Source organism: Eubacterium sp. LMAG:50, from assembly GCF_008680265.1.
GTDB lineage: Bacteria > Bacillota > Clostridia > Lachnospirales > Lachnospiraceae > Eubacterium_U > Eubacterium_U album.
Window position 1 is genome coordinate 39,711 of sequence record NZ_NALP01000005.1, and the last position, 21,013, is coordinate 60,723.

The 21,013-nt window shown below is 31.8% G+C and carries 17 protein-coding genes; all 17 read left to right on the forward strand.

Features of this window, described 5'->3' with window-relative positions:
- Nucleotides 1-261 precede the first annotated feature (261 nt).
- Complete coding sequence (locus CCC31_RS01595; RefSeq protein ID WP_290849117.1) at nt 262-1,323, forward strand: leucine-rich repeat domain-containing protein; 1,062 nt, start codon at nt 262-264, stop codon at nt 1,321-1,323.
- 91 nt (nt 1,324-1,414) lie between these two features.
- Complete coding sequence (locus CCC31_RS01600) at nt 1,415-2,254, forward strand: polysaccharide deacetylase family protein (RefSeq protein WP_363347243.1); 840 nt, start codon at nt 1,415-1,417, stop codon at nt 2,252-2,254.
- A 29-nt stretch (nt 2,255-2,283) separates the two neighbouring features.
- Nucleotides 2,284-3,321: a leucine-rich repeat domain-containing protein gene (locus CCC31_RS01605; protein WP_117908644.1), complete on the forward strand. Its 1,038-nt coding sequence runs from the start codon at nt 2,284-2,286 to the stop codon at nt 3,319-3,321.
- 84 nt (nt 3,322-3,405) lie between these two features.
- On the forward strand, nt 3,406-4,362 hold the full coding sequence (locus CCC31_RS01610; RefSeq protein WP_022089679.1) for a glycosyltransferase family 2 protein: 957 nt from the start codon (nt 3,406-3,408) through the stop codon (nt 4,360-4,362).
- 162 nt (nt 4,363-4,524) lie between these two features.
- Nucleotides 4,525-4,959: a hypothetical protein gene (locus tag CCC31_RS01615; RefSeq protein WP_022089680.1), complete on the forward strand. Its 435-nt coding sequence runs from the start codon at nt 4,525-4,527 to the stop codon at nt 4,957-4,959.
- On the forward strand, nt 4,959-5,933 hold the full coding sequence (locus tag CCC31_RS01620) for a hypothetical protein (RefSeq protein WP_290849122.1): 975 nt from the start codon (nt 4,959-4,961) through the stop codon (nt 5,931-5,933). Before CCC31_RS01615 ends, CCC31_RS01620 begins: the two co-directional genes overlap by 1 nt.
- A 37-nt stretch (nt 5,934-5,970) precedes the next feature.
- A complete protein-coding gene (cdaA, locus tag CCC31_RS01625; RefSeq protein ID WP_117908648.1) occupies nt 5,971-6,867 on the forward strand; it encodes a diadenylate cyclase CdaA in 897 nt (298 codons plus the stop codon).
- Entirely contained in the window at nt 6,824-8,077 is a 1,254-nt protein-coding gene (locus CCC31_RS01630) for a CdaR family protein (RefSeq protein WP_022089683.1), read from the forward strand. The genes cdaA and CCC31_RS01630 overlap by 44 nt, the downstream gene beginning before the upstream one ends.
- 15 nt (nt 8,078-8,092) lie before the next feature.
- Nucleotides 8,093-9,118, forward strand: coding sequence for a UDP-glucose 4-epimerase GalE (gene galE / locus CCC31_RS01635; protein WP_022089684.1), 1,026 nt, complete (start codon nt 8,093-8,095; stop codon nt 9,116-9,118).
- Between the two features lie 15 nt (nt 9,119-9,133).
- On the forward strand, nt 9,134-10,447 hold the full coding sequence (locus CCC31_RS01640; protein ID WP_117908650.1) for an LCP family protein: 1,314 nt from the start codon (nt 9,134-9,136) through the stop codon (nt 10,445-10,447).
- Nucleotides 10,448-10,686: 239 nt separating this feature from the next.
- The gene (locus CCC31_RS01645) at nt 10,687-12,303 is read left to right on the forward strand and encodes a trypsin-like peptidase domain-containing protein (RefSeq protein WP_290849127.1); all 1,617 of its coding nucleotides are present in this window, start codon (nt 10,687-10,689) and stop codon (nt 12,301-12,303) included.
- A gap of 337 nt (nt 12,304-12,640) precedes the next feature.
- On the forward strand, nt 12,641-14,182 hold the full coding sequence (gene clpX / locus CCC31_RS01650; protein ID WP_290849129.1) for an ATP-dependent Clp protease ATP-binding subunit ClpX: 1,542 nt from the start codon (nt 12,641-12,643) through the stop codon (nt 14,180-14,182).
- A 277-nt stretch (nt 14,183-14,459) separates the two neighbouring features.
- A complete protein-coding gene (locus CCC31_RS01655; protein WP_290849131.1) occupies nt 14,460-16,667 on the forward strand; it encodes a glycosyltransferase in 2,208 nt (735 codons plus the stop codon).
- On the forward strand, nt 16,642-17,877 hold the full coding sequence (locus CCC31_RS01660; protein ID WP_117908658.1) for a nucleotide sugar dehydrogenase: 1,236 nt from the start codon (nt 16,642-16,644) through the stop codon (nt 17,875-17,877). Before CCC31_RS01655 ends, CCC31_RS01660 begins: the two co-directional genes overlap by 26 nt.
- Nucleotides 17,878-17,909: 32 nt before the next feature.
- Nucleotides 17,910-18,599, forward strand: coding sequence for a glycosyltransferase family 2 protein (locus tag CCC31_RS01665; protein ID WP_022089690.1), 690 nt, complete (start codon nt 17,910-17,912; stop codon nt 18,597-18,599).
- Nucleotides 18,600-18,602: 3 nt separating this feature from the next.
- Complete coding sequence (locus tag CCC31_RS01670) at nt 18,603-18,962, forward strand: DUF2304 domain-containing protein (protein WP_022089691.1); 360 nt, start codon at nt 18,603-18,605, stop codon at nt 18,960-18,962.
- A 284-nt stretch (nt 18,963-19,246) separates the two neighbouring features.
- On the forward strand, nt 19,247-20,962 hold the full coding sequence (locus tag CCC31_RS01675; RefSeq protein WP_022089692.1) for a S8 family peptidase: 1,716 nt from the start codon (nt 19,247-19,249) through the stop codon (nt 20,960-20,962).
- Nucleotides 20,963-21,013 lie beyond the last annotated feature (51 nt).

Below are 21,013 nucleotides of genomic sequence, written 5' to 3' on the forward strand. Positions count from 1 at the left end.
TAAAATATACAAAATATACAATGCTTAATTGACACAAATAATATGAAATGTTAATATGAAAATGTAACTAGTATATATTATATAAAAATTTGAATACTGGTTTTAAAGGGGAGTGAAAAACATCTAATTATAATTCTTAACAAAAACTCCTAATAAAACTATAAAAGAATATTTGATAAAAATGAGCAACTGCAAAACTATACATATTTGCAAATGGAACACCATTAATTGCAAGAAGCATACCGGATTAAGGAGGTTGTTATGAAAAAAACGAGGAAAATAATAACATATACTTTAATAATGTTAAGCTTAATTATTTTATATTCAGGTAATACATACGCAGCAAAGAAAGTGAAAAACATACAGAGTTATGTATGGGTTAAAGATAAAATCGTTATAGGTAAGGGAAACAGAGCAAGCTTAAAACAATACGGATTTTATACTGTTTATAGTAAAAAAAATAAACTGGAAAGCAGCAATCCTAAAATAGCAACAGTCAACAAGTATGGGTTGGTAAAGGGCAAAAAAACAGGAACTGTGGTAATCACAAAATATAAAACTGATAAACAAGGAAGAAAAATCATTCTGAAAAAGTGTAAGGTTACAATAAAGAAAAAAATACCGATAGATGATAAATTTACTTATACAGTGAAAACTGATGAGACAGGGGCAGATTATATAAGTGATTTAAGATATATTGGATGTGAGACAGATGTTACAATTCCGGCTTATATTAATGGAATACCTGTAAAAAAATTAGATGATTCAGTATTTCTTACAGATAGGAAATCAAAAGACAAATTTAGTGGAATAAGTGTACCGGAAGATATTGAAAAATTATATATTGAGGACGGAATTACATATGTACAGTGCGTAGTAAGGTTGATGGAAAATGTAAAAGAAATCAGATTGCCAAAGACTTTAGAAACGTTAGATGGTCTAAGTTTCAAGGAATGTGGTCAATTAAAAAAATTAAATTTTAACGTTATATTTAAATTTGGAATAATTCCTGAAAGAATGTTTTCATCAGCATTAGATCTCGATAAGCCATTAATTATTCCGGGAAATGTAAAAACAATAGGCAGATATGCGTTTGATGGAGCAGGGGTTAAAAAAGTAATATTAGAGGAAGGCGTAGAAATAATTGATCAGGGAGCATTTTCATTTTCTGATGTAACAAAGATAGAAATTCCTGAATCCATGAAAATTATAGGTGAATTGGCATTTCAGAACTGTAAATTAAAAAATGTAACCATAAAGTCAGGTGATATACGTGTTGGCACTACAGCTTTTGATAAAAATGTAAAAGTTATTTACAAATAAAAATAGTGATAAAAATACAAAATCCTATGTATAATTTATAAAAGATTGTGCATAGGATTTTTGCCAATTGTGAGAAGGTTAAATGCATATAATGTACGAAATAATCATAATGGCAAAATGGTATTTGACTATGAAAAAATTTATTAAGTGTGTAGCGGTAGCAATTATATTTACAGAAGCATTTTTTGTTGGTGTAGGAATAGGGGTGGTAAAAGACAGAATTATATCAAAGAAAAGCGTAACTGTAGCAAATGCAGGCGATTGGGGATTAGGATTTGGTGCTGAAGGAACAAAACCGACAGGAACAGAGTCAGTAGACACTCTAAAAGAATATGATGCTTATTATATGGCACAGAGTGATGAAAGAACATTATATTTAACATTTGATTGCGGATATGAAAACGGAAATACGCCGGCAATATTAAAAGCATTGAAAAAACATAAAGCACCAGCAACATTTTTTGTGGTAGGGCATTTTATAAATGAAAATGAAGATTTGATAAAACAAATGGTAAAAGAAGGGCATACTGTAGGTAATCATACATTTAATCATCCGAATGTTATAGGAATGTCAGAAGAACAATTTGGAAAAGAACTTTCAATGGTGTCTGATAAATTTAAAGAAATAACAGGAAAAGAGATGACTAAATTTTATAGGGCTCCTCAGGGAAAATTGAGTTTTGATAATTTGAAAATGGCACAGAAATTAGGATATAAAACATTTTTCTGGAGTCTTGCATATGTAGATTGGAATACGGATGCACAGCCTAATAAGGAAGAAGCATTTAGTAAACTATTGACAAGAGTACATCCCGGAGCAATTGTTCTTCTCCATAACACATCATCAACGAATGGAGAAATATTAGATGAATTACTAGAAAAATGGGAAGACATGGGATACAAATTTGGAAAGTTACAGGATATAAAGTAAATTAAAAGATAACAGAGGAGGAAACGACAATGAAAAAAAGATTTTTTATAATGTTGTTTTTATGTATGATGGTTCCGTGTATTCCTATAAATGCAGGAACAGGTACTAAATATGATAAAGAATATACAATAGAAAAAGGAAATATGAGATTTGAAGGCTCTATATTAGATAAAAAGAAAAGTTATAAGATTGTTACAGAAAATAAAAAAATTGTTAGTGCAACAAAAAGTAGTGAAAACGTGATTATAAAGGGAAAGAAAAAAGGAAGTACTTACATAACGATTTACGTTAAAAGGCAGGGAAAGTATAAAAAATATAATACAATAAAGGTTACGGTAAAAAATAAAATACCTATGAAAAGACAGTATAAATATATTATCTGCAACGAAAATGGAGATGAATATGTAAGTCTTGTTAAGTACAAATGTGATAATTCTAAAGTAAATATTCCTGAATTTATTGAAGGAAAAGTAGTGAAAAAAATAGAAAAGAACTGTTTTAGAATATTAGATGAGAAAACAAAGGTTAATCAATATATAACATCAGTAAATATAGGTAATGGAGTAGAAATAATAGGGAAAAGTGCATTTGGGAAATTGCATCAGTTAAAAGAAGTAACTTTACCAAATGGATTAAGAAAGATGGAAGATAGCGTTTTTATTGAGGATTCAAATTTGAAAAAAGTAAACAATATTGAGTTTATTTATAATTTGGGGTATGTTCCTCTATATACTTTTTGGAGATGTAGCAGTTTTTCACAAAGTATAATTATTCCGTCATACGTAAAAGAAATAGAAGATGGAGCTTTTTGCGGAACCGGAGTTAGTAATTTAGAAATAAAAGAAGGAACAGAAAAAATAGGATCACATGCTTTTGCCCAAATGAAATTAAATGTTGTGGTCTTACCTAAAAGTGTTAAAGAAATAGGAAGTGTGGCGTTTGCAGGTAATCCAATCGATACGGTAGTAATCAAATCTAAAGATACAAAATATGATGACATGACTTTTAGAAGCACAAAAATTGGTTTGCCAAATATATATGAAATATGGAAAATACCAACAGACTAATCGTTGTTCATAATGGAATAATGTGGTATATTTTAATAGCCGATAACCTAATGAAGGGACAATGTATATTTAGGAGAAGATATAATGAATAAACCAATATTAAACATAGTAATACCGTGTTATAACGAGGAAGAGGTTTTACCAATTACAAGTAAACTTTTTTTAGATAAAATATATGAACTTATTAAGATTGGATATATTGATGATAAAAGCAGAGTGTTATTTGTAAATGATGGAAGTAAAGATAAGACTTGGGACATAATAAAGCAATTATCAAAGGAAGATGAGCATTATCAGGGAATTTGCCAGAGCAGAAACAGGGGCCATCAGAATGCAGTATTGGCTGGAATGATGTATTCTATTGATAAGTGCGATATGATTATATCAATTGACTGCGATGGACAGGATGATATAAATGCAATGAATGAAATGATAGAAGAATATCAGAATGGTTGTGAGATTGTATATGGTGTCAGAAGTAAGAGAGATACAGATACAGTATTTAAGAGAGCAACTGCACAGGGATTTTATAAGTTCCTTAAATGGATGGGCGTAGAAACTGTATACAATCATGCTGATTACAGACTTGTATCGAATAGAGTTCTTAAAGAATTTAAGAATTTTAAAGAGGTAAATATTTTCTTAAGAGGAATGTTCCCATTAGTAGGGTTTAAAAGTACAAGTGTATTTTATGAAAGAAATGAAAGAATTGCAGGAGACAGTCATTATCCGTTATCAAAGATGTTGGCATTAGCGATTGATGGAATAACAAGTCTTTCAATTAAGCCAATCAGATTAATAACGTCGCTTGGAATGTTCGTTTCAATAATAAGTTTTATTGGAGTAATATGGACGTTGATTGTACATTTCATAGGTAATGGCGTTGCAGGATGGGCAAGTATGACAAGCATAATATGTTTTTTAGGCGGTGTACAGCTTATAAGTGTGGGAATTCTTGGCGAATATATAGGAAAGATATATATGGAAGTTAAGGCAAGACCAAGATATATAATTAGTGAGACAACAGAAGAAGATAAATGATGAAATAACAACCTTTTTGTCTAAGGGAAGGAGAAAATGTAACAATATACAGATTCTCAACATAAATTCTCTATGACAGGAAGGTTGTTATAATTTTGTCACTATGATATAATTGTAGGCGATTTTATCGTGGATATTATTACTCAAATTTAGGAGAGTTATATGTTAAATAATGAAAAAATAAGCATAATGACAAAATTAGCATTATATGAACAGAAGAATGCTAAATCAGAGATAAAATATAGTAAATATTATAGAAGCGACTATTTGGCAATTAAGATGATTAAATCATTTGTTGCCGTAACGATTGCCTATGCACTGATGTTGGCTTTATGGCTTATGTTTAGTGCTGATGCATTTATTGGAAGATTAAAGACAACGAATTCATTTATGGCAGTAGTGATTTTAATTGTAATGTTTTATATTTTAATTACGGTTGTATATATGATATTTACATATATTTATTATTCAAAGAAATTTTCTGCCATTAGAGAGAATCTTAATAAATATAATGGAGAATTAAAAGTATTACATAAGATTCAGGAAGAAGAATATGACGCTATTATAAATAGCATGGAAGAGAGAGGTGAGGAATAGTGACAGGTTTTTTAGTTTTAAAGGATAAGATAGTAAATTTTTATAATGAACATGGAGCTTTGGTAAGACCTGTTATTAAGTTCTTAGTTACATTTGTTGCCTTTACTCTTATAAATAGTCATATAGGATATTTAGAGATACTAGATAACCGGCTTATGTTGTTAGTGGCAGCAATAGTACTTTCATTTGTACCATGGTCATTAATTGTAGTTGTATTTTCAGGTATGGTGATTGTTAATTTGTATGCTTTGACGTTAGAAATTGCAGCGGTAGTATTGGTATTAATGATAATAATGTTCTTATTATTTTTTAGATTTTCATCAAGAGATGGGATATTTATATTACTTATACCTATAGCATTCTACCTGAGAGTTCCATATGTCATACCTATTGTGGCAGGATTAATGTGTTCGCCTGCATCAATAGTATCAGTATCATTTGGAACAATAGTTTATTATATTTTAAATGTAGTTGAAACAAATGAAACAGCGATAAGTAATATATCGTCCGATAAAGCTTCTACAGCAGGAATCGGAACAGTAGTTTCTATGATAACAGGAAATAAAGAAATGATATTAACTGTTGTTGTTTTTGCTATAGTATTATTAATTGTTTATGAGATTAGAAGAAAGTCAATTGACCACGCTTGGATGAAAGCAATATTAATAGGTGGAACAGTTGAATTTGTAGCGTTACTTGTAGGAAGTTTAATATTAAACACAAAAGTTTCAATATTATGGCTTGTTATAGGAACAGCCTTGTCATTGGTAATCGCAGTTATTTTACAATTCTTTGTATTTTCTGTGGATTATACAAGAGTTGAACATACACAGTTTGAAGATGATGAGTATTATTATTACGTAAAAGCAGTTCCTAAGCTTAATGTTGCGGAACCGGAGATGAATGTAAAACGTATTAATGCCCAAAGACAACACAATAAAAATAAAATTAAGAAAAAGAGCAATAAAAATTAACATTTGTACGTTAATGTAATGAGAGAGGAGTGATAAAATGAGCATATTAAAAGAATATTTAGGAATTTTTTCTGACAAATATTTGACAATGCCTAAGATTTATGCAAGTGATATTGTGGAAATATTTATTATTGCTGTTCTTGTATATTACATTATGATATGGTTCCAAAGAAGCAGGGCATGGACTTTGTTTAAGGGAATTATAGTTATTGTACTGTTTATGTTTGCGGCAGTACTGTTTAACCTTACGACCATATTATGGATAGCAGATAAGACGTTAAGTGTTGGAATTATAGCAATTATAATCATTTTCCAGCCTGAACTTAGAAAGGCATTAGAGGAATTAGGTAAGAAAAATGTCATTTCCAGATATTTTAAATTTGGAAGTAATACAGGCGGTGATAGATTTAGTGACAGATCAATTGAAGAAATTGTGAGAGCTACAGTCGACCTTGCTAAAGTAAAAACAGGAGCCTTAATTGTAATTGCAAAAGAGCAGGATTTGACTGAATACGAGGAAACAGGAATAAGACTTGATGCAGATATAAGCAGACAGTTGTTCATTAATATATTTGAAAAGAATACTCCGCTTCATGATGGAGCAGTAATTATTGATGGTGATAAAATCACAGCAGCTACTTGTTATCTGCCTTTGTCAAACAGCACATCTTTGAGTAAAGATTTAGGTACAAGACACAGAGCCGGAGTTGGTATCAGTGAAGTATCTGACAGTGTTGTTGTAATTGTATCTGAAGAAACAGGAAGTATTTCTATTGCAAGAGATGGAAAACTTATTCGATATGCAGATGCAGCAACTTTGAAAAATGAACTTAAAAAAGTTCAGGCGAAGGAAGAAGTAAAGAGCAAAAAGAAGAAAGGGTGGAGGCGCAATGAAGTCAGTGACGAAAAAACTGAGAGAATCAATAACAAATAATATTATGTTAAAAATTGCGGCTGTTTTTATCGCGGCACTTATATGGCTTGCCGTTGTAAACTTAAGTGACCCGACTAAAACAATAACAATATATGGAATCCCAATAAATTTGACAGATGAGGAAGCCATTACAGACCAGAATAAAGTATATAAAGTTGACCAGAGATTAACATTAAATGTTACTATAACCGGAAAGAGATCCGTAATTTCAGAGTTGAGTTCAGATGATTTTACGGCTGTTGCACCATTAGATGAAATTTCAGTTGCCAATTCAGTTCAGGTAGAAGTTTCAGCTAATAAGAAAAATGTAGAAAATAAGATTTCAATTGTTAATCAGTCAGTAAAAGCAGTTTCAGTAGATGTTGAAGATTTAGTGGACGAGCAGTATCCTGTGGAAGTAGAAATTACAGGAGAACTTGCAAAGGGATATTATTTAGGAGGGTATAGCAACTCAAGAAATAATATTATTGTAACGGCACCGGAATCAGTACAGCATAAGATTGACAAAGCAAAAGTTATCGTAGATGTTTCTAATGCAAGCCAGAGTTTTGAAGAAAAATATAAAATTAAATTATATGATGAAAATGGAAATACAATTAAAAACACTAATGTAACTAAGAACTATAATAAGACAAAAGTAAGTATTGAAGTATTAAAGGGAAATACAATTCCTGTAGATGTTGAATATAGTGGTAAACCGGCAAAGGGATATGAAGTTACAGGGGTAGAATTTGAACCACAAAAAGTTACGCTTGTTGGTAAGCACAGTCTGATAGATTCACTAGAATCAATCAAAGTTCCGAAAGAGGATATCTCTGTTGATGGAGCAAAAGATACGGTTAACGTCGAAGTAAATCTTAATAAGTATTTACCGGATGGTGTAAGTGTGTCAGATTCGGCAAATGCTATTGCAACAATAACAGTTAAAGTTGAAAAGTTGGAAACAAAAAAATTTCAAATAAACAAAAGTGACATATCATTACAGAATATTGAAAGCGGATATATTGCAGAAATTTCCAGTGACTCAATTAGTGTATCGCTTACAGGGCTTAAGTCTGAACTTGATAAAGTTACACCAGATGATATTAAAGCAGTTGTAAATTTAAAAGGTATTAATTCAAATAAAACAGTTGATGTTTCTTTGACGGTACCTAATAATACAACATTAAAGAACAAAGTGTCTGTAAAGGTAAAAGTTACGAAGAAGTAAATGGAGGACTTGATTATGAGTACTATATTAGTAACCGGAGGAGCAGGATTTATTGGAAGTCATACATGTGTTGAATTATTAAATTCAGGATATGATGTAGTTGTTTTAGATAATTTGTCTAACTCATCAGAAGAATCCTTAAGAAGAGTTCAGAAGATTACAGGAAAAAGCCTGAAATTTTATGAAGGAGATATTGCTGACAAAGAATTAGTAGGTAAGATTTTAGATGAAAATAAGATTTTTGCAGTAATTCATTTTGCAGGATTAAAGGCAGTAGGAGAATCTGTTGCAAAACCATTAGAATATTACAGAAATAATATTTCAGGTACATTAGATATGTGCGATGTGATGAGAAACAAAGGGGTAAAGAATATTGTATTCAGTTCATCAGCTACAGTATACGGTGACCCGGCTACAGTACCTATTACTGAAGATTTCCCACTTTCAGCAACAAATCCATACGGAAGAACAAAACTTATGCAGGAAGAAATCTTTAGAGATTTCTATGTTGCTGACAAAGAATGGAACATTCTTTTATTAAGATATTTCAATCCAATTGGAGCACATAAGAGTGGAGAAATTGGAGAAGATCCTAACGGAATTCCAAACAACCTTATGCCATACATTGCAAAGGTGGCAACAGGTCAGCTTCCAAAGGTAAACGTATTTGGCAATGATTATCCTACAAAAGATGGTACGGGCGTAAGAGATTATATTCATGTAGTTGATTTGGCAAAGGGACATGTAAAGGCAATTCAGAAATTAGAAAAATGTCCTGATATAGGTGTTAAGGCATATAATTTAGGAACAGGAATCGGATATAGTGTATTAGATGTTATTGAGAACTTCAGCAAGGCCTGTGGAAAACAGATTCCTTACGAAATAACAGAAAGAAGACCTGGAGATATTGCAGAATGTTATGCAAATGCATCCCTTGCAAAAGAAGAGTTAGGCTGGGAAGCAGAATATGGAATCAAGGAAATGTGTGAAGATACATGGAATTGGCAAAAGAAAAACCCTAATGGATATAAGGGAGTATAATATTGGAGAATACAAATGAGTTCAAAAAATAAAACAAAGCAGCAGAAGTTAAGGTCTTTATCAAGATTAAAGAAGGTCCTGATATTTTTTGAAGTACTGTTTGCAGTATGTGTTATTTTAATGGGCACGGTAATGTTTGTGCCAGCTGTAAAAGGAGCAATTGTTGAAGGACTTACAAAAACACCGGTAGGACAAAATATAATAAAATTGTTCGGAAGCAAATCTTATGATAAAAGTGTATTTGATGGTGATTTTAACAAGAATCAAGTAGAAACAAATAATCTTCAATACAATTATTCTGAAGAATATACTAATTTTATTTTATTTGGAATTGATTCACGAACAAGTCAGTTTGATGAGGGTACAAACAGTGATTCAATGGTAATTGTAAGTGTTCACAATACTACAGGTGAAGTAAAGATGGTGTCTATTTATAGAGATACATTTTTGAGAATATATAATAGCGATGGAACATATAAATATTTCAAAGTAAATTCAGCATATTCAGTTGGTGGTGCTGAAGGAGCTATTAATACTTTAAATAAAAATTTGGATTTACAGCTTACAGATTACGTTACTGTTAATTTTGCTGGTGTAGCAAAGATAATAGATACTCTTGGTGGAATTAAAGTTAATCTTACAGATGATGAGGTTAATCAGCTTAATCATCATATGAAGAGTACAATCAGTACTACAGGAGAATATGCAAAGCCTATAGCCAAAAGTGGAAAGAACATAAAGCTGAATGGTATTCAGGCCACTACATATTGTAGAATCCGTAAGGCAACATTTTATGATCCGGACACTGGTAAAGCCATAAGGGATGACTTTGGAAGAGCTGCACGTCAGCGTTCTGTTATTATGAAATTAGTAGACAGAGCTAAAAAAGCAAGTGTAAGTGAACTTCAGCAGATGATAAACACTGTTTTAGATGGAAATACAAAGAAAGAAAAGATAATTTCTACAAGTTTTGATTTTGATCAGATAGTAGGAATGTTACCAATCATTTTTGATTTTTCATTGAGTGGAAGTGAAGGATTCCCATCAGAACTTACAACAGGAACAATAGATAATACAAGTTATGTTTTACCGCAGGGGTTAAGCCAGAATGTAACAGCATTGCATGAATTCCTTTATGGAGAAGAAAATTATCAGCCAACTTCAACTGTTGAAGAAATAGACAGTAGTATTGTCAGCCAGACAGGTGTTTCTTCAAGTTCTACAGGTTATAATCCTACAGAGATGGGTGGAACAAGTACAGATGAAGAGGAATCGCAGACAGAAGAGTATTATGATTACGATGATGGTGGCGATACAGAATTTCATTAAAGAAATATAAAAAATAGCTGAGAAGTATTTTAGAGAGCAAATGTGTAACTATTTACTTTTCGGCTATTTTTATGAGCAAGCCCATGTGGCTTAGACTTTTAGACTTTGGTATCAAAAATTGCTGTGATTTCAAAACTTTTTAACAAAGGGAACACAAAAACATCACAAATTAAAACTAAACTGTTACTTGTAATAAAGATAGACGTTACAAAGAATGTGTACAGAAAGGGGAAAGCAATATGTACGATGAAGAAAATAATGTTAACAGCAACCAGACAGAGGAAACTGTAAACGATAATCAAAATAGTAACAATGAAACAAATGGTAACGTAAACGGAAATAGTGAACAAAGTGGCTCATATTATAATAGTGGCAACACAAACAACAATGGTCAGGGTTCATATTACAATAGTGGAAATAATTCATATTATAATCAGAGTAATAATTCGAACAACGGATATGATAATTCAAATTCAGGATATAACAATTACAATAATGGTTATAATAACTATAATGATAACAACAAAAAGCCAAAAAAGAATAAGACTGCAATTTTAATTTCATGTATAGCAGGTGTGGTTGTTGTTTTAGCTGTAGGAGTTTCGTTAATAACAGGTTCTATTGCTGGAAAAGGTAATAATACAAATAACATTTTATCATCAGATAACAGCAGCAAAAAGACAACAACAGCAGATAATAAAGATATTCCTAGTGTCGGCTCAACAGATGTTATTGAAGATACAAATTCAGGCTCAGATGGAAAAGTTGTAATAACAGATGTATCTGATGTTGTTTCAGACGTTATGAATTCAGTTGTAGCTATTACAAATACTACATTAGTTCAATCAAATTATTATGATAATTTTAGTTATTTCTATGGTTATGGTTTTGGAAATAATGATGGAAATAACAATGGACAGTCATATGAAGAACAGTCAGCAGGTTCAGGAATTATCGTAGAACAGACAGACACAGAATTGCTTGTAGTTACAAATAACCACGTAGTAGAGGGTGCAGATTCATTATCAATTCAGTTTGTAGATGGTGAATCAGTTGAAGGTAGTGTAAAAGGTACAGATACAAAGGCAGATGTTGCTGTAGTAGCAATTAAATTATCAGATATTAAGGAATCAACTTTAAAAACAATTAAGAAAGCAACACTTGGGAATTCAGATGAAGTAACAGTAGGTGAAGGTGTAATTGCAATTGGTAATGCATTAGGCTATGGTCAGTCAGTTACATCAGGAATTATTAGTGCAAAAGATAGAGAAGTAACATTTGATAATAACAATACAATGAAATTACTTCAGACAGATGCGGCAATTAATGGTGGTAACAGTGGTGGAGCTTTAATTAATGCAAAAGGTGAAGTAATCGGAATTAACGTAGCTAAATATTCATCAAGTTCTACATCTTCATCAGCAAGCGTAGAAGGAATGGGATTTGCAATTCCAATTTCATCAGTAACAGATATTATTAATAATTTGGAACAGAGAGAAACAAGAACAAAGGTTTCATCAGATGAAAAAGGATATCTTGGAATCCAGGGATATATTGTAACATCTGATGCAGTAGAACAGTATTCAATGCCGGAAGGTGTTTATGTATACGCAGTAACAGACGGTGCGGCAGCAGCAAAAGCCGGAATCGTAGCAACAGATGTAATCATAGGATTTGACGGTCAGACAGTAAATTCAATGGATGATTTACAGAGTATATTGGAATACTATAAAGCTGGAGAAACAGTTACTGTAAAAGTCGCATACAGAGACGGAAGAGATTATAAAGAAAAAGATGTAAGCTTAACATTAAGTTCTTCAAGCGAAGCAGGAGCAAATGAACAGACAACAAAATAATATATAGACTATAAAGAGTGAATAAGAAGCCTATAGATTTGTTTTAAAACAATTCTATGGGCTTTTTGGTGTCGTTTATTCAAAGAAATTGCCATAGCATATGGTTTTGTGATAATATGTTACAAGATTTAAAAGAATCAGATATATAATGCCTGAGTCAAAAGGGCTAACCCCACATGAACTTGCTCATAAGTGGGTGAAAGACCTTAGGACCCGCGCCAATATGAGCAAAAAGCGGGAAGACTATCCCACGATATGCGAATGTTGGGTAGAATCAAAGTTGGGGTGCCCCTGAAATTATATAAAGTACTATGGTGATAACTGAAAGGAAAACAGCATGGATAAAGAATTTGAAACAAAAGAAGATATGAATATAAAAGAAAACAAAGAAATCATTAATGATAAAGAAACGACAGATGAATCATTAGACAATACTAATGAAACAAAAAAAGACTATATAAAAAAAGAAGACACAACTTCAACAGACAAAGATGATAATGAAGATGAATATGAAAAAATTTGTTATGTCTGCAGAAGACCTGAGAGCCGTGCAGGAAAGATGGTATCAATGCCGGGAAACATCTATGTATGTACAGATTGTTTGCAGAGAAGTTTTGATACAATGAATGATGGATTAGCAGGATTCCCGGGATTTGGCGGATTAAATGGTATGAATGTGAACATAAGTGAAGAGGATTTGGAAAAATTATTAAAAATGCCTAATGTAAGAATGGTTACAAGTGATGATTTTAATAGAGAAATTCCAAAAAATCAGAAATTAAAGAAAAAGAAAAAAACAGAAGAAAAAGAAGTTAAGACTATAGATTTGGCAAATTTGCCTGCTCCACATAAAATTAAAGAGCAGTTAGACGAATATGTGGTAGGTCAGGACTATGCTAAAAAAGTAATGTCAGTAGGTGTTTATAATCACTATAAGAGAGTTGCTAACACGATACAGGATGATGTTGAAATTGAAAAGTCAAACATGCTTATGATAGGACCTACAGGTTGTGGTAAAACATTTCTTGTAAAGACATTGGCAAAAATATTAGATGTGCCTTTGGCAATCGCAGATGCAACATCATTAACTGAGGCAGGATATATTGGTGATGATATAGAAAGTGTACTTTCTAAATTGTTGGCAGCAGCAGATAATGATGTAGAAAGAGCTGAGACAGGAATTGTATTTATTGATGAAATTGACAAATTAGCAAAGAAACAGAATTCAACAAATAGAGATGTAAGCGGAGAATCTGTTCAGCAGGGATTGTTAAAATTGCTAGAAGGCAGTGAAGTTGAGGTGCCGGTTGGAGCAACAAGTAAAAATGCAATGGTGCCTTTAGCAACAGTAAACACAAAGAATATATTATTTATATGTGGCGGTGCATTTCCGGGATTGGAAGATATTATTAAGGAACGTCTTAACAAGCAGGCAACAATAGGTTTTATGTCTGATTTGAAAGACAAATATGATAAAGATGCTAAAATATTATCTAAAGTAATAAATGAAGATTTGAGAAAATTTGGTATGATACCGGAATTCATTGGACGTCTTCCAATAATATTTACATTGGAAGGTTTGACAGAAGAAATGCTTGTAAAAATACTTACAGAGCCAAAAAATGCTATAATTAAACAGTACAAAAAGTTGCTGGCTATAGATGAAGTAGATTTAAGATTTACAGAAGATGCATTAAAAGAAATAGCTGCAAGAGCGATAAATAAAAATACAGGAGCAAGAGCTTTGCGGTCTATTATTGAGGACTTCATGCTAGACATTATGTACGAAATTCCAAAAGATGATAATATTGGAACAGTTACTGTGACAAAGGAATGCATAGAAAAGAAAGGTGCTCCTATAATTGGATTCAGAGGATAGGAATTACTTGAACAAAATGATTAGATTTTAGTCTGACTAATGATAAAGTCGTTTTATTAACGAACGAATTACCTAAATGATAAATTTATAGGCATAATATTAAAATGATTTATTTTATTAAGTTTATTTTAATAATTATGAAATAAAAATAAATGTTTGATAGTTTATTATATGATGGGTAGGATTGTGAGAGTGTAAATTTAGAACAATCTGCAACCCATATGTTAATATAAGCAAAACATAGGGACATGAGAGAAAAACGGTAGGAGATGTTATTGTGAAAAATATATATTCTGTTTTTAAAAACATAATAAATGGTCAGGATAGCTTAGAATGGGCGTTAGATTTAAATGATGATGATTTAAATGACAAAGAAAATGAAAGAAAAGAAGAAGTATTTAAAGTAATTAAATCAGACATAGAAAAACTTCCTAACAGGGGAATAAAAGGGAAACCATTAGTTTCCATAATAATTGTCAATAGAGAAACTGAAAAACTTGAAGAACTAATAGAATCTTTGCAAAAATGCAAATTTTATGACAATTATGAAATTATTATCGTTGATGCATTATCAGATGGACATTTGACAGAATGTGTTGAAAAATGGAAAAAGAAAATGGCCCTAACAGTTGTTAATAATAAAAAGAAAATAACAACTTCTATGATGAATAATGCCGGCGTAAAGAAAGCAAAGGGTGAATACTTTGTATTTCTTGATAATAATGTAATTGTTTCAGACAGATGGCTAGATGAATTGCTATATGCTTATCAGAATTTACCGCAGGCAGGTATTGTGTCGGGAAGATTAATATATCCTGCAATGCCAAAAGATAATAAAAATAGTGGCAATAGTTTCTGTATTCAAAGTACAGGAATAGAAATTAAAGGCTCAATTTTTGAAGATGCATATTTTATGCAACCATTTGATGTGGATAATAAAAAAGAAATATGTGAAGCGGATAAAGAAATAAAAGAGAGAGCAGCAGTGTCAGGGGCGATGATGTTAGTGAGCAGAGAAGTGTTCAATGAAATCGGACCTTTTGACAGAAAATATAATTTAGGCTACGAAAGTACAGATTTATGCCTTCATGGATTTTACAAAGGGTATAAGAATTATTATATTCCTACATCTAATGCTTTTTTCTGTGATACGGAAAATAAGTTGTATGATGATGAAACAAAGGACTTAAAGCGTATAAGAAAGAATGTAAAGGTATTTAAATGCGTATGGCAGAGCTATTTGCTAAGACAGGTTATTAAGGATAAAATAGAAGAAAATAATATTTTTACAAAAAATCCATTAAAGATTACAATAATAGAACCTGAAAATGATGAAAAGTGTAGAGATTTAGGCGAATCATTAAGTGATAAAGGTTATGATGTAGAATATTTAGAAGCAGAGAAATTACCTCATGCAGTAGGAATCTATACTGATGTCATTGTAGATGGAACAAATAATACAGAGAGCTCTGATTATACAGATACAAGAGATAGTGTTATAATAGTTCCTATAGAAAAATTTGATAAATTAGATGTTGATAAATTTAAGGATTTAGTATATGAAATTAATGATTATGTTGATCCAAAGGGAATAGACATATGTGGATCAATGCCAAATACAGAAGCGATTTATAATTGGGGAGATTATCATTATGCATTAGCACTTGCTAAATCTTTAGAGAAACTCGGTTATCATTGCACTGTTAAGACAAGAGATGAATGGTATGAGAGAAGTCGTAATGCGTATTCAATTGTTCTTAGAGGAAAATATGCATGCTATCCTAAGATAGAACAGAAGTATTCAATTATGTGGAATATTTCACACCCTGACAGAGTAAAAGTAGAAGAGTATAATTGTTTTGATATGGTTTATGTAGCTTCTGATGTAATTGAAAAACAGTTAAAGGAAAAAATAAAAGTTCCGGTAAAAACACTTATGCAGTGTACTGATCCGGAAGTTATGACTAATGTTAATGAAGAGGCAGAAAAGAAATACCAGCTTTTATTTGTTGGAAATTCAAGAAATGTATTTAGAACAATACTTAAAGATTTACTTCCTACAGAACATAAACTTACAGTTTATGGAGATGGATGGGATGAATTTCCTGTTAAAGATTATGTAGAAGCGAAGTATATGCCTAATGAGCAGGTTGGACAGGCTTATCACGATGCAAAAATATTATTAAATGACCATTGGGATGACATGAAGGATAATGGTATAATATCTAATCGTATATTTGATGCATTGGCAGCAGGGGCATTTATAATTAGTGATGATATGCCACAACTTCATAAATACTTTGAAGGTTGTCTGGTGACTTATAGAGACAGGGAAGATTTGAAAAATAAGATTGATTATTATTTGACTCATGAAGATGAGAGAAAAGAAATTGTAGGGAAAGGTAAAAAGATTGTATTAAGAAATCATACATTTGATGCGAGAGCAAAAGAAATCAGTTATGATTTGGAAAATAAAAAGGAGTAGGATTTTGAGTAAAATAGCAATAGCCGGAACAGGATATGTAGGATTATCAAATGCAGTTTTGTTAGCACAACATAATGACGTAGTGGCTGTAGATGTGATTGAAGAAAAAGTTAATATGATTAATAATAAGAAATCGCCTATTGTAGATAAAGAAATTCAGGAATTCCTTACAGAAAAGAAATTAAATTTAAAAGCTACACTAGATGGTGAAAACGCTTATAAAGATGCTGAATTTGTCATTGTGTCAACACCTACAAATTATGACCCGGATAAAAATTATTTTGATACTTCATCAGTTGAACAGGTAATTGAACTCGTTCTTAAAGTAAATAAAGATGCTATAATTGTAATTAAATCAACAGTGCCTGTAGGATATACAGAGAGTGTCAGAAAAAAATATGATACGGAAAATATAATTTTTTCACCGGAATTTTTGCGTGAAGGAAGAGCATTATATGACAATTTGTATCCTTCAAGAATAATAGTTGGTGCACCTGATGATAATGAAAAAATAAAACAAGCTGCACACACATTTGCAAAACTTCTTGTGGAAGGAGCATTAAAGGAAAATATAGACGTTTTGTTTACAAAACCTACAGAAGCAGAGGCTGTTAAATTATTTGCTAACACATATTTAGCACTTAGAGTATCATTCTTTAATGAACTTGATACTTATGCTGAGGTTAGGGGACTTGACACAAAACAAATTATAGAGGGAATCGGACTTGACCCAAGAATCGGAAATTATTATAACAATCCGTCATTTGGATATGGTGGATATTGTCTGCCAAAAGATACAAAACAGCTTTTGGCAAATTATGAGAATGTCCCTAATAACATTATTGGAGCAATAGTAGAAGCAAATAACACAAGGAAAGATTTTATTGCAGAACAAATACTTAAAAAAGCAGGATTTCCACAGAACCAGAATGGCGTTGTAGGAATTTACAGGTTGACAATGAAGGCAAATTCTGATAATTTCAGACAGTCATCTATTCAAGGTGTTATGAAACGAATAAAGGCAAAAGGACTTAAAGTCGTTATATATGAACCTACGCTAAAAGAAGAAACATTCTTTAACAGTGAGGTAATAAAAGACGTTAATGAATTTAAAGAAAAATGTGACGTTATAGTTGCAAATAGATTTAATAATGATCTTGAGGATGTTTTAGATAAGGTTTATACAAGAGATTTGTATTTCAGAGATTAAGTGGTAGTATTTAAATTAAAGGAGAAAGATGCATGAAGAAATTGGTAATTATTCCTGCATATAATGAAAAGGACAGTATTGTAAATACTGTAAAAGATATTAAAGACAATGCACAGGGTTTTGATTATATTGTTGTAAATGATTGCTCAACAGATAATACTTATGATGTATGTGTAGAGAATGGATTAAAGGTAATTAATCTTCCATTGAATTTGGGAATTGGTGGAGCTGTACAGACCGGATATTTATATGCGTTTCAGAATGGATATGATATAGCAGTACAGTTTGATGGAGATGGACAACATGATGCAGCATACCTAAATGAGATGGCAGATTATCTTGTGAAAAATGAATGTGATATGGTAATCGGTTCAAGATTTATTGAAAAAGAAGGATTTCAGTCATCGTTTATCAGAAGAGTAGGAATAAAATATTTCACATTTTTAATTCATTTGCTTACAGGAAAGACAATAACAGACCCTACTTCAGGTATGAGAATGTGTAACAGAAGAACAATTGAAATGTTTGCCAAAGAATATCCTATAGATTATCCGGAACCGGAAAGTACGGTTCGTCTTATAAGACATAAGAGAAAGATTGAAGAAGTTCCGGTAATTATGAGAGAGAGAGCAGAAGGCGTTTCATCACTTTCATCAGTTAGACATTCGGTATACTATATGATAAAAGTATCCATAGCAATTTTGGTTGAGAAGTGGAGGTAGAATATGACAATTCGTTTACAGATTGTAATGACAGTAGTATTTTTATTGTTGTTTTGCATTATATATAATATGGTCAGAAAGAGAAAACTTGATTTAAAATTATCATTGCCATGGTTTATTGTGTTAATAGGACTTATAATTTTAGTCTGGATTCCTGATGCAATAGCAAAAATATCAGATTTAATGGGAGTATATTCTCCTGTAAATATGATTTTCTTATGTGGATTTGTATTTGCATTAATTTTAATATTTGTACTTACAACAACAGTTTCAAGATTAGCTGTTCGAGTAAGAAAGTTAACACAGATGGTAGGAATATTAAATAAAAAATTAGATTCAATAGAAAAAAATGAATTAAAATAATAAATAAAATTAATCACAATAAAAAGAATTCGTGTTGGTATATGCTGATGTGAATTCTTTTTTTCTTTCCGCCAAGTGTGAAAGAAGAAATTGTTTCTTGCCAGGCATGGGAAATCAAAGTTTATAACCGAACGGTGAGTGTGGTCACTATCTGATATTTTTTTATTGAGCAAAAATAAAAAATAGCTTTTGTGAAATATACAATAGATTGAATTTTAAAGAGAAAATAATCATATACTTTATAAAATAATATTGGAGAGGAAGATGACCAAAGCCATTAGGCAATGGCATCAGAAAATATGATGAGTGAATGTGCGGAAAGAATTATATCGGAAGATTATGCTGATTTTATAATAGAGATTGGATTTAGGGAAAATGAAGCACGGCAGGAATATAAAGATTTGTGCATACAGGATATAGGGTATAAATTTTCCGCCATATATTATCCATTATCTGAAATAAATCCGATAAGTGTGGGTGAGGATACATATATTGCAATTCCCAAACTTTTTGGACTTATGGATACGTCTGCAGTCGAAGCAACGGGAGCATTGCGACTGCAAAGAGTAAGAGGCACATCTTTAACAGGAAATGGTGTAATAGTTGGTTTTATAGATACCGGAATTGATTATACAAATGACATATTTAAAAATGTTACGGGTAGGACGAGAATTTTATCTATATGGGATCAAAGTGATCAGAGTGGAACTCACCCGCAAGGAATAGAATTTGGGAGTGAGTATACAAGGGAAGATATTGACAGGGCATTGCAAAGTGAAAATCCGTATTCGATTGTTCCAACTAAAGATACACAGGGGCACGGAACATTTATGGCAGGAGTGGCATGTGGAAGTGAGGATGTGGAAAATAATTTTATTGGTGCAGCAAATGAAAGTCAGATTGCGGTTGTAAAATTAAAAAAGGCAAAGAAATATCTTAGGGATTTCTATCTCATAGAGGAAAATGTTCAGGATGTATATCAGGAAAATGATATTATGCAGGCAGTGACATATTTGAGAAATCTGTCAAGAAGAGAAAGCAAACCACTTGTTTTGGTTTTAGGTTTAGGTACAGGAAGTGGTCAAAGGTCCGGAGGTTCAGCTTTATCCCAACAATTAAATGATTTGGGTGAAATGATTGGATGTTGCGTAGTTACTTGCGCAGGAAATGAAGGAAATGCAAGACTTCATTATAAAGGCAGCGTGTTAAATAAAGAATATGAAGATGTAGAACTTAGGGTGGGCGAAGGAACAAATGGATTTACAATGGAACTTTGGGGAAATTCACCGGATATAATATCGGTTGCTTTTATTTCGCCTTCGGGAGAAATGATATCAAGGATTCCGGCAAGAGTAGGGCAAAGTGATACGGTAGAATTTTTGCTTGAAAAAAGTAAAATAGATATCAGTTATAGTCTTGTTGAAGCAGGCGGTGGTGTTGAACTAATATTTATGAGATTTATAGACCCTACGCCCGGAGTGTGGATAATCAGGGTATATGGAAATAATATATTAGAAGGTGATTACAATATCTGGCTTCCCATAAAGCAATTTATAGACAAAGAAACATATTTCTTAAAACCAAATCCTGATATAACTTTGACAGTTCCTTCGACAACTCAGGCTACAATAACGGTAGCGGCATATGATAATATGACAAATGCGTTATTTACAGATTCAAGCAGAGGTTTTACCAGAACAAATGAAATTAAGCCGGATATTACTGCGCCTGGTGTAAATGTCTATGGACCCGGAATAAACAATAATTATGTGCGAAAGTCAGGAACATCGGTTGCAGCAGCTTTAGTTGCAGGAAACTGTGCACAACTTATGCAGTGGGGAATAGTGGAAAAAAATGAAACTCAAATGAAAACAAATTATATAAAAAACTTTTTAATAAGAGGGGCAATAAGGGATAGAAACATAGTTTATCCATCTAAAGAATGGGGATATGGTAAAGTAAATGTATATGAAGCCTTTAGCATACTTAGAAATAAATAATAAAGTGTACTAATTCTCATCACCCATAGAATAAAGTGTACTAACTGTTCT

What these genes read in the sequence shown, in the direction of transcription:
- CCC31_RS01595 (WP_290849117.1), top strand. Translation starts at nt 262, where the DNA reads ATGAAAAAAACGAGGAAAATAATAACATATACTTTAATAATGTTAAGC.
- CCC31_RS01600 (WP_363347243.1), top strand. Translation starts at nt 1,415, where the DNA reads ATGTACGAAATAATCATAATGGCAAAATGGTATTTGACTATGAAAAAA.
- CCC31_RS01605 (WP_117908644.1), top strand. Translation starts at nt 2,284, where the DNA reads ATGAAAAAAAGATTTTTTATAATGTTGTTTTTATGTATGATGGTTCCG.
- CCC31_RS01610 (WP_022089679.1), top strand. Translation starts at nt 3,406, where the DNA reads ATGAATAAACCAATATTAAACATAGTAATACCGTGTTATAACGAGGAA.
- CCC31_RS01615 (WP_022089680.1), top strand. Translation starts at nt 4,525, where the DNA reads ATGTTAAATAATGAAAAAATAAGCATAATGACAAAATTAGCATTATAT.
- cdaA (WP_117908648.1), top strand. Translation starts at nt 5,971, where the DNA reads ATGAGCATATTAAAAGAATATTTAGGAATTTTTTCTGACAAATATTTG.
- CCC31_RS01630 (WP_022089683.1), top strand. Translation starts at nt 6,824, where the DNA reads ATGAAGTCAGTGACGAAAAAACTGAGAGAATCAATAACAAATAATATT.
- galE (WP_022089684.1), top strand. Translation starts at nt 8,093, where the DNA reads ATGAGTACTATATTAGTAACCGGAGGAGCAGGATTTATTGGAAGTCAT.
- CCC31_RS01640 (WP_117908650.1), top strand. Translation starts at nt 9,134, where the DNA reads ATGAGTTCAAAAAATAAAACAAAGCAGCAGAAGTTAAGGTCTTTATCA.
- CCC31_RS01645 (WP_290849127.1), top strand. Translation starts at nt 10,687, where the DNA reads ATGTACGATGAAGAAAATAATGTTAACAGCAACCAGACAGAGGAAACT.
- clpX (WP_290849129.1), top strand. Translation starts at nt 12,641, where the DNA reads ATGGATAAAGAATTTGAAACAAAAGAAGATATGAATATAAAAGAAAAC.
- CCC31_RS01660 (WP_117908658.1), top strand. Translation starts at nt 16,642, where the DNA reads ATGATTTGGAAAATAAAAAGGAGTAGGATTTTGAGTAAAATAGCAATA.
- CCC31_RS01665 (WP_022089690.1), top strand. Translation starts at nt 17,910, where the DNA reads ATGAAGAAATTGGTAATTATTCCTGCATATAATGAAAAGGACAGTATT.
- CCC31_RS01670 (WP_022089691.1), top strand. Translation starts at nt 18,603, where the DNA reads ATGACAATTCGTTTACAGATTGTAATGACAGTAGTATTTTTATTGTTG.
- CCC31_RS01675 (WP_022089692.1), top strand. Translation starts at nt 19,247, where the DNA reads ATGGCATCAGAAAATATGATGAGTGAATGTGCGGAAAGAATTATATCG.